Origin of the sequence: Methanoplanus sp. FWC-SCC4 (assembly GCF_032878975.1) — an archaeon.
Classification (GTDB): Archaea; Halobacteriota; Methanomicrobia; order Methanomicrobiales; family Methanomicrobiaceae; genus Methanochimaera; species Methanochimaera problematica.
Map to the genome: position 1 here is coordinate 883502 of NZ_CP043875.1, position 16703 is coordinate 900204.

Below are 16703 nucleotides of genomic sequence, written 5' to 3' on the forward strand. Positions count from 1 at the left end.
TAAAATTTAAATATATTTTTTAATTTATATATCAAAAAGGTAAAATTATATATACCAGATCTCTCTAATGGTTATTTATGGCAAAATTATTTACATTGAATTATATAATATACAATATTGGATTTACATTAACTGACACATTATACATTGGCAAAGTATTAGAATCCCAATTTGTATCCCAGAGGCTGATGCAATGAAGAAAGCTACTCCAAGAATAGATCGTGAGATCCTTGAAAGGCTTCCTTTGGTTGAGAAGGCATTTGCCAAATACCTGATTCAGAAAGGTGAACTGATTCTTGATTATAGTATGAATAATTCATTTGAAGGTGGGGGTGAAAGTTGTGATTCGTTATCTTAATTATAAAAGAGGATTTTTCCAATCTCTTTGGGTTTTAAGAGCTTATTTGATCAATTAATCCTCTAATTTGAAATGTTTTATTAATTTATCAAGTGTAAACTTATTTTTCAATTTAAAAGCACTATTTTGATTTCCTCTAAGACCTGTTTCCCAATAAGCCATATTCTCCTGATTTTTTCTAAGCCATTCTACACGGACAAGATATGTACAAATTTCCAAATTTTCTGAATTCTTTTTAATTCCTTCACATTTTAGAGGTATATCCAATATTGAAACTTCTTTATCCCCTTTGTTGATTTTAAAATCCTTTATAGGGATACTTTCTGCAATAACCTTTCCGACACCAACATATCCCTTTTTTGGAATCATAGCAAATATGCGAGCTCCAACAAATAGATTTTTTAGGGATTTGATATGCCAAGCACCGCCTCCAGCTGTGATATAACCATATTTTTGTGCATCTTCCCAGATTGATATTCCATCATACGAATCGATATTTACAACAAAATCTTTTCCGTTCCAAGTTTCTCCCTTATTTTGTATTCCTGATTTGCAAATTTTTTCTTCTGCTTCAATGGGATCAATGAGCCAGCTTCTTGAAAGGTATTCTGAATTTGAATCTGAAAAAAATCTAAAAAATACAGCATTTATTGGAACACTATAATTATTAGAAAGATAGTTTAGTATTCTTTCAGTTTCATTATCAAGTTCAGAACATACAATTATCATGTCGTGCTCTTGATTTATTTTTTCCGGAGGAGAGATCCCAAACTTTTGAGCAAAAAGTGATTCAAAATCCTCTTTGCGATAATCTTTGCAGATATTTTTTATCTCATCATATGAGAGATCTTTAATCCAAGATGCATAATCCAAAACTTGAGAAATGACCTCTCTTGATGTTTTGTTCTTCTTTAATTCAACAATAGTAATTTTTCCCTCGGGATCAATTCCTAATAAATCAATATATTTCCCGAAAATTGTAGGAGTTTGCCTTCCAATTATGAGCAGGTTATCATCAAGTATCGAGATATTACTGCTTAAAACATCTTCAAGTCTTTTTTCTGAATCAATTGATGAATACTCGATTTTACTTATATTATTAGAAGTGATATTCCAAAGACCAACTTCTATCGGCATAAATATCACATTAAAAAAATGATATTTATTGTTTTTGATTTAATCCTTTAAATAGCAAAAATTTTGTTTTTTTATATTTAAATTTTGATCATATTTTTTATTAAATCATTTTTTCGAAGCAATTAAGATCAATTTTAAACACCAAAAATCAACTCTTTATTATAACCATGGGGCAGAGAATTTGAATACAATCAAAGAAGAAAAAATATCCATTTCAGAACTTGAATCCTGGCTTTTTGAAGGTGCAAACCTGCTAAGAGGGGTCATTGATGCAGCTGATTTTAAGACCTATATTTTCCCGCTTTTATTCTATAAAAGAATCTGTGATGTTTTTGACGAAGAATTCCAGATTGCTCTTCAGGAAGCAGATGGTGATATAGAAGAGGCATATTTCAGAGAAAACTTCAGATTTTTTATTCCTGAAGGATGCCACTGGAATGATATCCGGACGCACACAGAGAATGTCGGTACCGCTCTCCTAAAAGGAATGCAATGTATAGAGAAAGAAAATTACAAAACTCTTAATCAGATCTTTGGCGATGCACAATGGGCAAATAAGGATCGTCTTCCGGATGAACTTCTAAACGATTTGATAGAGCACTTTTCTCAACATAACCTCTCAAATTCCAATGTAGAACCGGATATTGCCGGAAGAGCATATGAATACCTGATAAAGAAATTTGCAGATGAATCCAATAAGGCAGCAGGAGAGTTCTACACCCCGAGAAAAGTAATCTCCCTTATGATGAGGATTTTAAAACCGCAGGAAAAGGAGAGCGTATATGACCCTGCTGCGGGAACCGCCGGAATGCTTCTTGAGGCACTGAATTATATCCAGCATCATGGCGGAAATATAAACCTGCTTCATCTTTACGGGCAGGAAAAAAACATGACTACATCCTCCATTGCCCGGATGAATCTTATTCTACACGGGAGAGAGGACTTCCAGATTATCAGGGGAGATACCCTTAGAAATCCGGCGTTTTTCGATGAGGCTGGTAGCCTTAAAAAATTCTCCTGTGTTATTGCCAATCCTCCTTTTTCATTAAAGAAATGGGGCGAAGAGGTATGGGAGCACGATCCTTACGGCAGGAACATCGGCGGAATTCCCCCAAAAAGTTATGGAGATTATGCCTGGGTTCAGCATATGATCACCTCAATGGAAGACGAAACCGGAAGGATGGCCATCGTTCTTCCACAGGGCGTATTATTCAGGAAGGGCGCCGAGGGAAAGATCCGCAAAAAGCTTATCGAGATGGATCTCCTTGAGGCTGTTATCGGTCTTGGGCCTAACCTTTTCTATGGAACAACCCTTGCAGCCTGTATCCTGATTTTCAGAGCAGAAAAGCCTGAAGGACTGAAGAACAAGGTTCTCTTTATCGATGCTTCCGGGGAGTTTAAGCAGGGCAGAAACCAGAACGAGCTTCTTGAACAAAATGTCGATCAGATCTATTCCTGGTATGAAGAATACAAAGATGTTGAAGGAGCGGTAAAGGTCGCATCTTTTGATGATATTGCAGAGGAGGATTTCAATCTCAACATCTCTTTGTATGTCGAGCCTGTGATTGAGGAAGATCCAATGACTGTTGAAGAGGGCCTTTCACGCCTTAAATCAGCGGCTGCGGATTGCACGAAAGCAGAGAAACACCTGAAAGAGCTCCTGTCCGAATACAAGGTGATCTAAGTGGCCGACAACAGACACATCTCACAGAACGAACTTGAAAAATATCTATGGGGAGCGGCAGTTCTTCTCAGAGGATATATTGATGCATCGGATTACAAACAGTATATCTTCCCGCTTCTTTATTTCAAGCGTATTTGTGACTGCTATGATGAAGAAACAGAGAAGGCAATAGAGGAAGTCGGAGAAGTTTTCCCGGAAGACCACCGTTTCACTGTGCCTGAAGGGTCGCACTGGGATGATGTAAGGGCCGTTACGGAGAATGTCGGTTTATCTATTCAGCATGCGATGCGTTCGATTGAAGAAGCAAACAGGGAACAACTCCAGGGTATCTTTGGCGATACTACGTGGACAAACAAGAATTTCTTATCCGATGCTACCCTTCGCGAACTGATTGAGCATTTTTCCTCGCAGACATTATCGATCGAGAGAGTCCCCCAGGACGAACTAGGCCAGGGTTACGAGTACCTGATCAAGAAGTTCGCGGATGATTCCGGGCATACGGCAGCGGAGTTCTACACCAACAGAACCCTTGTGCGGCTGATGACGCAGATGCTCAAACCGAAAGAGGGAGAATCGATCTACGATCCGACCTGCGGTAGTGCGGGAATGCTCCTTGTCGCCGCCCTGCAGGTGAAGGAGGAAGGCGGAGATTACCGGACCCTGAAACTTTACGGTCAGGAGATTAACCTGATAACATCCTCTATTGGCCGTATGAATATGTTTTTGCATGGAATTGATGATTTTAAGATTATCCGTGGAGATACCCTTTCAAATCCTGCCTTTGTTGAGAATGACTGCTTAAAGACATTTGATATGGTTCTTGCAAATCCTCCTTATTCAATTTCAAAATGGAATCGTGAAGCTTTTTCAAGTGATAAATGGGGCCGGAATATGTTTGGTGTTCCTCCCCAGGGCCGTGCTGATTACGCATTCTTCCAGCACATCATAAAAAGCATGGACCCGGAGACGGGCCGGTGTGCAATCCTGTTTCCTCACGGAGTTCTGTTCCGGGACGCCGAAAAGGAGATGAGAAAGAAACTCATTGAAGCTGATCTGATTGAATGTGTCCTGGGACTTGGCCCTAATCTGTTTTATAATTCTCCGATGTTTTCATGTGTTGTTATCTGTAAAACTCAGAAACCAAAGAAAAGACAGGGAAAAGTAATATTCATTGATGCTCAAAAAGAGGTGACTAAATCCAAAACGCAGAGTTTTATTGAATCTCACCACCGCAAAAGGATACTTAATGGTTATCAAAGATATGAAGATATTGATGGCTTTTCAAAAGTCATGAAAAATGAGGAAATTCTTGCTCAAAATGGAAATTTGAGTGTTCAAATGTATGTTAAACCTCTTAATGGAAATGAATCTGAAGAGGAAATTTCTTTAAATGAACTCATCGCAGAATGGGATGAAAAATGTGAGGATTTTGGTGCATCAATTGAAGATCTAATTAGCATACTTAAGGAGGTTGGGATGCATGAATGAATTAAATTGTGATAACTGGACTTCAGTAAAATTAGGTGATGTTGCATTTGATATTAATGATAGAGTTGCTAATCCATCTGAGTCTGGATATGAATGTTTCGTGGGTCTTGATCACCTAACATCCGGGGATTTTACTATTCGTAATTGGGGCAGCACTGAAGATGTAACTTCATCAATGAAGCTCTTTAAAAAAGGCGATATTCTTTTTGGTAGGAGAAATACTTACTTAAAACGTGCTTCAATGGCAAATTTTGATGGAGTATGCTCCGGAGATGCGTACGTTTTACGTTTCAATCCTGAGCTTCTTGTTGATGGTTATCTCCCATTAATTCTGAATTCGTCTGAATTGTGGGATTATACAAATGCTCATTCAGCCGGTGGAATGTCAAAAAGAGCAAAGTGGCGTGACTTAGCAAATTTTGAATTTTATCTTCCATCAAAAGAAGAACAGCGCCGGATTGCTGATATTCTCTGGGCAGCGGAGGATGTTATAGTTAAAAATGAGCAGTTCCTTGCAGAGGCTGAGCATTATAAACAGCTTATGATGCGGGAGCTTTTTCATAAAGGAATTGGGCATACGGAGTTTAAAGAGGATAAGAAGGTTGGGGTGGTTCCAGTTGAATGGGAAATAAAAAAATTATCTGAAATTAGTTCAATAAAAACAGGACCTTTTGGAGCGCAATTGCATCAAAGTGATTATGTTAATTCTGGAACACCCATAATTACTGTTGAACATCTGGGGAAATATGGTATAACAAATAACAATCTCCCATTTGTTTCAGATGAAGATAAAAATCGTTTATTTCAATATATTCTAAAAGAAGGAGATATTGTTTTCAGCCGTGTAGGCTCTGTTGATCGAAATTGTTTAGTCTCAAAAAGAGAAGAGGGTTGGTTATTTTCTGGTCGATTACTGAGAGTTAGACCAAATCAAGATAAAATAACTCCTAGATTTTTAACCAACTATTTTAAACATGAGGATTTTAAAGGATATATGAAAAAAGTAGCTGTCGGAGGAATAATGGCCTCAATTAATACTGCATTATTAAGTAATGTTCACATTCCAGTGCCTTCAGTAAACGAACAAAAACAAATCGCTGCTATACTTACACAGATTGACGAGACCATCGCCGCCGCCCGTGAGACGATTGAATCAACGAAGGCTTTGAAGATGAAGCTGATTAATGAGTTGCTTTCGCCACACTTGGAGTGAATAAATGTTTGAAGAGGAGCTCAAGGAGCATGAGATTTTATATTCTGGTGCTTCTCTGAAGTTGGGTGAAATTCATTGGCATATCTTAAAATCTGAGATTGAATTAGACAATAAAGCTATTATACAGGAAGTATATCCAAAATATGAGCAATTTGAACCAAAAGATTGTAATGACCTAGATTTCATTAAAAATTCTTTTAAAAATGAATCTAATTTTACAGAATTTGGAAAGGAAGTTCTCGGTGATGAAATTCATTGGTGGATTTATCAAAAAGAGGATGATATTGATGAACTTGAGTCAAGGACAGAACAAGCATTAAAATATCTCCAAAAAATTAAAGAGGATATTGAGAAACTAAAGAATAAATCTGTAGCTAAAAATTATTCTGAGTTAATTAATGAAATTAAAAATTTTTCAGATGAGCATAAAAAAGAAATCGAGGCTTTGCTTGATTACATCCTTTGGTTAAAAGAGAAAGATATCATTGCACCATCGATTTTATTTTCATATAAAGTATGGGGATCAACTAATAGAGCTAATCGTAGAATTTTGGTTAATGGTGAGATCGAAGAAAGTGAGAATGATGTCATATTGTGCACAAACATTGTTTTGGGCCTTACTAATTACTTAAAAAGTCCAATTCTCATAAGAGAGTATATGGATATTGAATATGACATTTATAGCAGCATTGATCCTGTAGATTATCAAAATGACAATTATTGTAGATATATAAATGTCTTATTTAACCGAATTCATTATCAAATTCTTGAGAATATTTATGTCTATTTTGAAAATATTCGTGATTCATTAAATGCAATAAAAGATGAAATTAAGCAATTTCAGTCTGAATCAAATCCAACCATAAGATTGATTGACCGAGGTACTCGTGAAACAAAAAATATTGTAAGATTCGCCCTTGTTCAATTAGATTATTCTGTTTCTCTGAATCCTCAATCAGAACCATTTGGATATTTTCTTGAAAATGAAAAAGTAATAAAGGATAAAGTGTTCTCCGCACTATCAATCGCTAAAGAGAATCAAATCAATGTTATTTGTTTTCCGGAATTAAGTTTCAATAAAGAGTGGATTGATGAAATGATTTCCGATTATAATGAAATGATAATTATTGGAGGTAGTTATTACGAAAATGCACAAAATCTGTGCCCGATAATTATTGAAGGGGAACTGATTGAACCTCCTTATGCAAAATGTCAACCTTCAACTTCTGAAAAATCACCCAAAAAAGATCGAAAAATGATACCGGGTAAAATATTATATGTTTTTCAGACCAGATTTGGCAATTTTTCAGTTTTAAATTGCATTGATTATTCAAAATACAGCAGACATGTGATAAACAATAGTAAATATTCTGTTGATTTCATCATCAATCCATGTTATGATAAGAGTATAAAGAGATTTGAAGAGAATTCTAATCTGGATTGTAAGGATTCTGATGTTACAATAATCCGTGTTAATAGATCCTACCTGGATGAATCCTCCAAATATGGTAGATCTTCAATAATATGTAAAGAACATGATTCAGTACTAGAAAATTTCCAGAATGAAGGATTTCGTGGAGATAAAGATGTGAAATATTTAATCCTAAAATTTGATGATGAAAGAATAATGATTACCGATATTGATGTTGAAAAAGCTCCTTCTGTTGATTTAACAACAGGATATGAGCAGAGAGTCTCAATAATAAATCAGTATCAATACATCGAAGGCAACTGGACTCTGGATTCATAAATAGGTATAAGGATGGATCACTCATACGAAGAAATCAGAAAAGCGGCCATAGAAATACTTGCAGGGCGGGAAGAAGAACATTATACAAATAACCAATATAATCATTTTCGTGAAAATATTGCTAAAGTTCTTAGAAAATGGCAAGATGATAGAATAACTGATAATAATGAACCATTCTCTTTCTCAAAACAAGACGATCTATATGTTCAGGAAGTCTTTTGGGACCTCTTCCGGCAGGGAATAATTACGCTTGGGAGCAAACATAGCCCGGGACAGGGTTATCCCTGGTTCCGGTTGTCTTCATACGGAAAGAAGGTGCTTGACGATGAAGATCCATACTTCTTCCATGACCTTTCAAGCTATGAAAACATCATCCTTGCAGCCATCCCTGATATCGATGAACTGACACTCTTCTATCTCAAAGAGGCCATGCAGACGTTTATGGTCGGATGCTATCTTTCTTCTTCTGTGATGCTCGGAGTGGCACTTGAATATTCACTCAATAATCTCTATCAGGTTATTGAGGGAAATGCGGATTATAAAGATCATTTCTCAAAGGTATCTGAAGAAAAGACTCTTCTCAGGAGATATAATAAATTTAAGAATAAACTGAAGGAAATTCAAAGAGTTCTCCCTTCAGAAATTAAGGAAGATCTGGATACCAATCTCGATATGATAGTATCTCTTATCCGCAACTATCGCAATGAATCAGGCCACCCAAGCGGAAAGGTTCTCAACAGGGAACAATGCTATGTTAATTTGCAGCTGTTTATTCCCTGCTGTAAGAAGATCTATGAATTAAAAGAATTTTTTAGTCAGGTAACATGAAAAGAAACGATTATGCTATTTTTGATATGGAAATTCTTCTTCCTGCCGCTATTGGATTGGTTGTTGGATTTATCGTAGGCGATATTATACAGACTGTTATTACACAGGCACTCTTTCCTGAGATTGCCGATGCTCTCGTAAATGCTTGTCCGGTTGAAGGACAATGGAAAGAAACACAAGAATCTACAATTGGCATAGTAAGAATTGCAATTGACATGTTGTTTGGAGTCGGTGGAGCAGTCTCTATTATTGGATTTATGGCAATATTTCAAAGGTAGATGATCCTGTTGTTCAATAAACAAAAAAAATCAAAATGATTATCTATCCTCAAAATAACTCTCAATTACCAAATTAATTTATTCTTATTCAATAATCCGGGATGAAAAACACATGGGATTCGATGAAGCAAATACAGTCAGGGACGGGATAAGGGATCATCTTCAAAAGATCGGCTGGAAATATGTCCCTGCCATAAATCTACCAAGAGATCAGACTGAGGTAATAGTTGAGCCTTACTTAAAACAGGCATTAATTGATTTAAATCCTGAAATTGCCGAACAGCCTGATCGTGCAGATGAAGTAATCTACAAACTCAGAACCATTCTTCTAAGCGTTCAGAGCGAAGGACTTGTCCGGTCGAACGAACGATTCGCAGATATAATCTGTGGTGGTCTTTCGATGCCTTTCGGGGAAAACTACCGGCATGTTCCTGTAAAAATAATCGACTTTGAAAATCCCGGAAATAACAGCTTCATCACCACAACAGAATTATCATTTACCGGAGCAGTTCCCAAAAGAGCAGACAACGTCCTTCTTGTAAATGGAATCCCACTCATCATCGGAGAATGCAAAACCGCAACAAGACCTTCTATAAGCTGGCTCGATGCCGGCGAACAGATACACAATGATTATGAAAGAAACGTCCCTGCTCTATTTGTCCCGAATGTATTCTCATTTGGTACAGAAGGCAAAACCTTCTATTACGGATCAGTGAGAACCCCTCTTGAGAAGTGGGCCCCCTGGAGAGAAGAAGAGGATGTCGGCCCTTCACCCCTCTCAGACGTATTTGAAACTGCAATGAACCTCCTGAGCCCTGCCATAGTTCTCGATATTCTCAAGAACTTCACACTATATGCAACCGATAAAAAGAATCAGAAGATAAAAATTATCTGCCGACACCAGCAGTTTGACGGCGCCAACAAAATTGTGAACAGGGTTGCCGACGGGAAGGTTAAGAAAGGACTCATCTGGCATTTCCAGGGTTCAGGAAAGTCATTCCTGATGGTATTCGCTGCCCAAAAACTAAGGCTGAATCCGGTTTTAAAGAACCCTACTGTAATTGTCGTCGTTGACAGACAGGACTTGGACAGCCAGATCAATGCAACATTCAACACCACAGATATTCCCAATACAGTAGGGGCCGGCTCCCGCGAGGAGCTTCAGAAACTACTCTCCCAGGATACCAGAAAGATAATTATCACGACGATTCACAAATTCGGAGAAGCTGATGGAGTATTGAACGAACGGGAAAATATCATTCTCCTCTGTGATGAAGCACACAGGACCCAGGAAGGAAACCTCGGACAAAAGATGAGAGACGCACTTCCAAACGCATTCCTTTTCGGACTTACAGGAACTCCGATAAACGAGGTTGACCGGAATACGTTCAAGGCATTCGGAGCCGCCGAAGATGAGAAAGGATATCTCAGTATTTACTCCCCCGAAGACGCCTTAAGAGACAAAGCAACACTGCCGCTTCATTTTGAACCAAGACTTGTACAATATCACATTGAGAAGGAATCGATCAATAGTGCTTTTGAAGAACTGACCGATCAGCTTGAAGAAGACGAAAAGCACGAACTGATAAAAAGAGCTGCAAGAAGAATCAACTTCTTCCATAACCAGGAAAGAATTGATAAAATCTCGGAAGATATCGTTTTACACTACAAACAGCATGTAGAGCCAAACGGGTTTAAGGCGATGGTCGTATGCTACGACAGGGAATCCTGCGTCCGCTATAAGGAAGCTCTTGATAAGGTGCTGCCAGAAGAAGCATCTGATATTGTGATGACATTATCCAGGGGGGACCCACAGGAATGGAAGAACAGATGGGACCGGAGTAAAGATGACGAGGAGAAACTTCTTGACAGATTCCGCGATCCCCTTGACCCGCTGCAGATACTGGTTGTGACATCCAAACTCCTGACTGGATTCGATGCCCCTATTCTACAGACGATGTACCTGGACAAACTGATGAAAAATCACACTCTTCTTCAGGCAATATGCAGAATAAACCGCCCATATACGCAAAAATCATTTGGACTTGTGGTTGATTATATCGGTGTATTTGATGAAGTTGCAAAGGCCCTTGCTTTCGATGAAAAACTGATGAGAAATATTGTAACAAATATCGAATCACTAAAATCAGCAATCCCGCCGACAATTGAAAAGTGTCTTAAATATTTCAAAGACGTTGACAGGAATATAAGTGGTTGGGAGGGACTTATTGCAGCACAGGAATGTATTCCAGACAATGCGAGAAAAGATGCATTTGCAGCTGATTATCAGAATCTATCAAAACTCTGGGAGGCAGTATCCCCGGATACATTCCTCAATCAATACAAAGAAGATTACAAGTGGCTGACCCAGGTGTATGAATCAGTAAAACCTGTCAGTATGGCAGGAGCACTTCTCTGGCAAAAACTCGGTGCCAAAACGATAGAACTCATAAACGAAAATGTTCATGTAACAGGCATAAGTGACGATTTTGATGAGATAATAATCGATGAAGATACTATCACCGACCTCCTGAAGACAAAGGATGAAAAGAAGATAAAGAGACTTGAAATAAGAATTATAAAGAGACTCAGAAAACATGCCTCCAATCCTGTCTTTATCGCTCTCGGAGAAAAACTTGAGGGAATTAAAGAGAGGTACGAACACGGCTTCATTGACAGCCTTGAATTTTTAAAGGCATTAATTCAGATTGCAAAGGATGTTGTTAAAGCCGAAAAGGAAGTCGAACCTGAAGATGAACAGAAGAAAGCCAAAGCGGCATTAACAGAACTTTTTGAAAATGCGAAAACGGACAAAACACCTGTCATTATTGAAAGAATAGTAAATGACATCGACTCGGTTGTAAGAGTTGTCAGATTTGATGGTTGGCAGCAGAGCAACCCCGGAGAAAGAGAAATTAAAAGAGCTCTTCGTGGTGAACTCCGGAAATACCAACTTCAAAATGATCAGGACCTGTTTGATAAAGCGTATGACTATATCAGGCAGTATTATTGAAAAATGTTATAGAGGATTTCTATAAACCCCCCTCAACCACAAGTACTTTATTTTCCCAGATCGATCTTTAATTCATGAGTAATTTCACTAATTTTGCAATAAAAAGTGAATATGAGCATATTGCTGAATTGGGAGATCGATTGGGTGAAGTTGAAAAGATGATTGACTGGGAACAATTCCGCCCTATCATCAAAGAACTATATACAAACCAAACTGAAATTGGAGGCCGTCCAAATCTGGATGAGGTTCTGATGATTAAGATGCTCGTCCTTCAGCAATGGCACGGTCTCTCTGATCCTGAACTTGAAAGACAGGCTAATGACAGGATTTCTTTCAGACAATTTTTGGGTTATCCCTTAAAGATACCTGATCGTTCTACTATCTGGCTTTTTCGTGAAAGACTATCCAAATCCGGAAAAGATTCTCTAATTTGGAATGAATTACAGCGACAACTGGATCTTAAAGGTCTTTCAATTAGAAAAGGTATGATTCAGGATGCAACATTTATTCACTCAGATCCCGGACATACAAGAGTTGATACTCCAAGAGGAAAAGAAGCAAAGACCAGAAGAAGTAAGGACGGTACATGGACAAAGAAAGGAGGGAAATCTTACTTTGGATATAAGCTGCACGTAATTATTGACAGTGATTATGATCTGATTCGAAGGATTTGTACTACTACTGCATCTCTACACGACAGTCAGATTGATTTATCTGATATTGATGAAGTTGTTTACCGGGACAGAGGCTATCAGGGAGCTGAATGCAAAGGATACAATGCCACAATGTTGAGAGGAGCAAGAGACCATCCAATAGGTATCAGAGACAAACTTCGTAATAATAGAATCAGCAGGAAAAGATCCAAAGGGGAAAGACCATTTGCTGTGATTAAATCAGTTTTTGGATCAGGCAGTGTAAAAGTAACCGATTTGAAAAGAGTGCGGGTGAAAAATATGTTTTCAGCATTTTGTTTTAATCTCTATCAAATGAGAACAATTTATGGACATTGATCAAAGAGCGATAGCTATCTGAAATTGAAAGAAATATTCAAAGAAATGAAAAAATAAATCGGAAGAACAAACCTTTGATCTTATTGATTCAGTAAAAATTGGGATTATAGTAATTCTCTATAATTAATTTGCAAAAATAAAAGGGGAAAATCTTTTTTCGATTTGTAACAAATAGATATTAATAGTCAAAAATTATATTTTAATGCTTTCTGTTTAAAAGGAGGGGGAGTATTTTTGGAATATGCATATGATAACGAATCGCCAGGGAAACAATTTATTATATATGCCAAAGATTTAAAAAAAATAAAAAAAGAATCAAGCAAACAGACAAGTAAACAATATACCTGTCCTTTTTGTGGAGAATATGTTGGATATGTTTATTCAGATAAAATTAATCCGCACTTCAAACATATACGGGATTCACTTATTGCGAAAACATGTGAAAAGTATGTAGAAGGAAGTGGATATAATAGTTATAATTATAATCGAAAATTAGCTGGTTTTCCAATATATCTTAGAAAATTTGGTCAAAATTTTAGATTATATATGGGATTATTTCCTGTTCCTGAAGATGTAATCAAGAGGGAAATTAATTCTTCTCAAAAAATTGTATTAAAAAATCCTAATAATGCATTTTTAGTCCAAATATCTCTTGAAGACCTCATAATTGATGAATTCACATACTACTCATTAAATTGGCTTTATGAATACTATTCATTAAATTATGCGAATATCCCAAATTCTTTATTTAGTCATAAATGGGTTTCAGAAACTCCTGGAATCAATCATGAGGGTGCCATATTTTTTTGCAGCGACACATTCTCAAGAAAAGTTGCATTAAATGGGAAGATTACTACTGATACTGATTACTATTTAGTAATACCAACAAAAAAAGATATAATATCAAAGGAATTTTTAAAAATAGAATCTTCTAATGAATTGGCTGTAAAGGCAATGGATTATGAAAAATGGTCTGTTCATAAAATCAAATTTACTAAAATTACGAATGAGTCTAGTGAATTTGCAAGAGATCTCCATGTTACACTCGTTGAAAATCCTTCAAGACTTACACCAATTTGGCCACCACATATTCAGCAAGGGAATAAACATTTTCATAAGAATAAATGTAAGGCGATTTATCTTTTAAAATCAAATAATCAAATAATAGATCGGAAATTTGTAAAAATAATTGAAAATTCAGAGTATCCAATTGATAATGTTGAATTGATTTCAAATGGTGCCATATTTACAATAGAAGTTACTAAAGATCAAATAATCATTCCTCAAAATGATGAAAATGTTCAATTTAGTCCTGTAATCTCATTTAATTCTTCATTGGAACCAACTAAGTATATTCCTCCAATAATACAAACTCAATATGGAAATAAGAGTATTGGTGATGATAAAGAAGTAATTTTATGTAAAAACTCTAAATTTTCTATTAAATCAAATTTTAAATGTAATCTTTGCCATATTAGGGACAACCATCTAAGATCATTGTTTAGAGGTATGCTTTCATCTCCAAAGATAACTGATATTGAGGAAGGAGATTCATTCCTGACTCTTCATGGTCTAGATATTATACAAGAGATCTACTTTCCCATTAAAAATAAAAGATATAATAATAGCCTAAATTTAGAAGATAAACAAATTTATCAAATATTACTAAACAAAAAAGGACCATACATTCCTACCCCGATAGTTCTTAAGTACATTTTACCGAAATTAAAAGAATATCCCAAAGTAAAATCCTATATCCAAGACTCTTTTCGTAAAGGTAATATTCCAAAGTCTGCTTATGATAATATAATCATGAATTTTTCAGGGGGAACTATCTAAATGACAAAAAAAAATTACTCACTTTGCCTGACAATAATCGATCAAAATAGTTATTCTAAATTATTAAGAATTGCAGATCCTGTTGTTAAAAGTGGTCCAACTTTATGGCAAGTGGGCAGGAAAAGCAAAATCGAGGATTTTCCAGAAATTAAAACAATAAGTATGGATCCTCACTCTGCTATAGATAATGAGTTAGGTATATGGGAATGGGAATTTGATCCTGAAGATAAAACTAAGCAATGGTCAAGCCGAACTCAAGAACTTTTTTATGAATTGATATTTCTTGATAATGATAATTTAAATGAAGGATTAACAATACCTGCTATTGATCTTGAAGATAAGATTGATTTGATGATATCAGGATTTAAGGTTCAAAATAATATTTCAAGCAATTTATTGTTAGTATTTGGAATTAGTGAAAAAGATTACTATTGTTTCAACTTAAAAAAAACTGATTATAATCTAGAACATAATGTCTTTAAGGTCAGAGATGGGGCAATTGCTAATGTACATAAAATTCAAAAAGAACATTGTATAGATACTAATGATCATCTGAAAAATGTTCCATTTGGAGCGTATGACGTTCAAAGAAGGATTATTTACAGGGAACGGAAATTAAAGGAGCCATTAGAAGAATTGCCTATTAAAAGCTTCTTAGGACTCTTTAAATGCTATTTTGAGGACATTGGGCGAAGGATGGAATACAATGAAGAACAGAAATTACTAATTCAAAATACAATAGACTATGCATTAAAAAATAGAGAAAATATTGAATACTTTTTTAAATTGTCAACTTTTGAAGAAAATGATTTCATTTTTACACATAGTACCATGAAAAAATTTGAAGAAGCATCTAAAATTATTCATGATTATGTTTCAAAAAAAGGGGTTGAAAACTTTCTTGAAAGTGTCATTGAAAATACACCTGATTATAAAAATTCATATTTGGATATTCTAAAGGGAGATTATCTTATAGATGAAAAAATAAAAATTGAGCAAAATCTTAATGATCTTAGGAGTGAAGAAAAAGAACTTAAAAATGAATTAATAGTATTAAATACAAAAAAAGAAGAGATTTACCTTGAATATAATGATTATGAAAAAATAATTAGTAAATACAAGGAAGAAATAAACCAATTAAAAAAACAAAATGAGCAATTAAATCAATTTTGCAAAGATAAATTTAATTCCATAAAGGAATATTCTGGAAAATTTTTGGGCGAGATAGCCATATTAGATAGTATCCCTAAAAACTCAATAAGTTCTAATTCAATAATTAATGTAATAAAATCAAAATCAATTGAAAATGAGGATAGATTCAGTATAAATAATAAAAAAGATCTAATAGATGAATTAGAAGGGAACATCGACAATATTACAATAAATCACAATTTCTCAGAAATTTTATCAAAATATATTGTTGGATGTTATCTTTCAGGATTACCAATAATTCTTATAGGGAATACATCACAGCTCTTAGCTGAAACAATCTCTATAACATTCTGTTCTAAAACACCAGATATTATTCATCTTCCTACAGGATTTAATAATTTTGAGAATTTATCGATATCCGTCAAATCAAGTGAAAGTAATGTAATAGTAATAAAAAATGCAATTGGCTATTGCGATGAATATCTCTATCTAAATCTTATTAGAGACAACCCAGAAAAGTTTCTACTTTTTTCAGCAGAATTCAAAGATACTATAAGGATACTTCCATCTGGCATCTTAGGGTATATGGGCATTATTGATTGTGAAGAAATAATTTCTCCATTCGTTTTTGATGAAATATTACCCGCAATAATTGAAAATATAGATCCTCCTAGTTATGACAAAAAAATATATAAAAATCTTTATAAAAAAATATCTGAACTTACGATATATTCCCCAATAACTAAAGGATATAATAATTCTAGAGCTAAAGCTCTACTGAGCCTTTCTGAAGTGGAGTTAGATCAAAATCGTTTATTGGAAATTATAATTCCAGAGTTAATTTATTATAATCAAATTCAAGAAACTATTGATAATTATATTGAATATTTACAATCCTTTGAAAATTCTGCGTATTATGAAATCGCAAAGAAATATTGTAACGGAGATTAATT

Annotated in this window: 12 protein-coding genes; 11 read left to right on the forward strand and 1 reads right to left on the reverse strand. The window is 35.4% G+C overall.

Annotated features, from left to right (window positions below):
• Positions 1-193 precede the first annotated feature (193 nt).
• Positions 194-358, forward strand: a complete 165-nt coding sequence (locus F1737_RS04585; RefSeq protein ID WP_317137598.1) for a hypothetical protein — start codon at positions 194-196, stop codon at positions 356-358.
• A gap of 54 nt (positions 359-412) precedes the next feature.
• On the opposite strand, the gene F1737_RS04590 is transcribed toward F1737_RS04585, so the two are convergent.
• Positions 413-1495 carry an endonuclease NucS domain-containing protein gene (locus tag F1737_RS04590; RefSeq protein WP_317137599.1) on the reverse strand — a complete coding sequence of 361 codons (1083 nt, stop codon included), beginning with the start codon at positions 1493-1495 and terminating at the stop codon, positions 413-415.
• Positions 1496-1676: 181 nt separating this feature from the next.
• Between F1737_RS04590 and F1737_RS04595 the strand changes: the two genes are divergently transcribed.
• From F1737_RS04595 to F1737_RS04640, 10 genes are all read left to right on the forward strand, one after another.
• Positions 1677-3179, forward strand: coding sequence for a type I restriction-modification system subunit M (locus F1737_RS04595; protein WP_317137600.1), 1503 nt, complete (start codon positions 1677-1679; stop codon positions 3177-3179).
• A complete protein-coding gene (locus F1737_RS04600; protein ID WP_317137601.1) occupies positions 3180-4667 on the forward strand; it encodes a type I restriction-modification system subunit M in 1488 nt (495 codons plus the stop codon).
• Positions 4660-5880 (forward strand): restriction endonuclease subunit S, encoded by a 1221-nt coding sequence (locus F1737_RS04605; protein ID WP_317137602.1) that lies wholly within the window; start codon positions 4660-4662, stop codon positions 5878-5880. Before F1737_RS04600 ends, F1737_RS04605 begins: the two co-directional genes overlap by 8 nt.
• A 4-nt stretch (positions 5881-5884) precedes the next feature.
• The gene (locus tag F1737_RS04610) at positions 5885-7630 is read left to right on the forward strand and encodes a hypothetical protein (protein ID WP_317137603.1); all 1746 of its coding nucleotides are present in this window, start codon (positions 5885-5887) and stop codon (positions 7628-7630) included.
• 12 nt (positions 7631-7642) lie between these two features.
• Complete coding sequence (locus tag F1737_RS04615) at positions 7643-8458, forward strand: hypothetical protein (RefSeq protein WP_317137604.1); 816 nt, start codon at positions 7643-7645, stop codon at positions 8456-8458.
• Positions 8455-8736 (forward strand): hypothetical protein, encoded by a 282-nt coding sequence (locus F1737_RS04620; protein ID WP_317137605.1) that lies wholly within the window; start codon positions 8455-8457, stop codon positions 8734-8736. Before F1737_RS04615 ends, F1737_RS04620 begins: the two co-directional genes overlap by 4 nt.
• A gap of 112 nt (positions 8737-8848) precedes the next feature.
• On the forward strand, positions 8849-11749 hold the full coding sequence (locus F1737_RS04625) for a type I restriction endonuclease subunit R (RefSeq protein WP_317137606.1): 2901 nt from the start codon (positions 8849-8851) through the stop codon (positions 11747-11749).
• 74 nt (positions 11750-11823) lie between these two features.
• Positions 11824-12759: an IS5 family transposase gene (locus F1737_RS04630; RefSeq protein WP_317135806.1), complete on the forward strand. Its 936-nt coding sequence runs from the start codon at positions 11824-11826 to the stop codon at positions 12757-12759.
• A 234-nt stretch (positions 12760-12993) separates the two neighbouring features.
• On the forward strand, positions 12994-14598 hold the full coding sequence (locus tag F1737_RS04635; protein WP_317137607.1) for a competence protein CoiA family protein: 1605 nt from the start codon (positions 12994-12996) through the stop codon (positions 14596-14598).
• Positions 14599-16701 carry a hypothetical protein gene (locus F1737_RS04640; RefSeq protein ID WP_317137608.1) on the forward strand — a complete coding sequence of 701 codons (2103 nt, stop codon included), beginning with the start codon at positions 14599-14601 and terminating at the stop codon, positions 16699-16701. It begins immediately after the preceding gene.
• Positions 16702-16703: the final 2 nt, after the last annotated feature.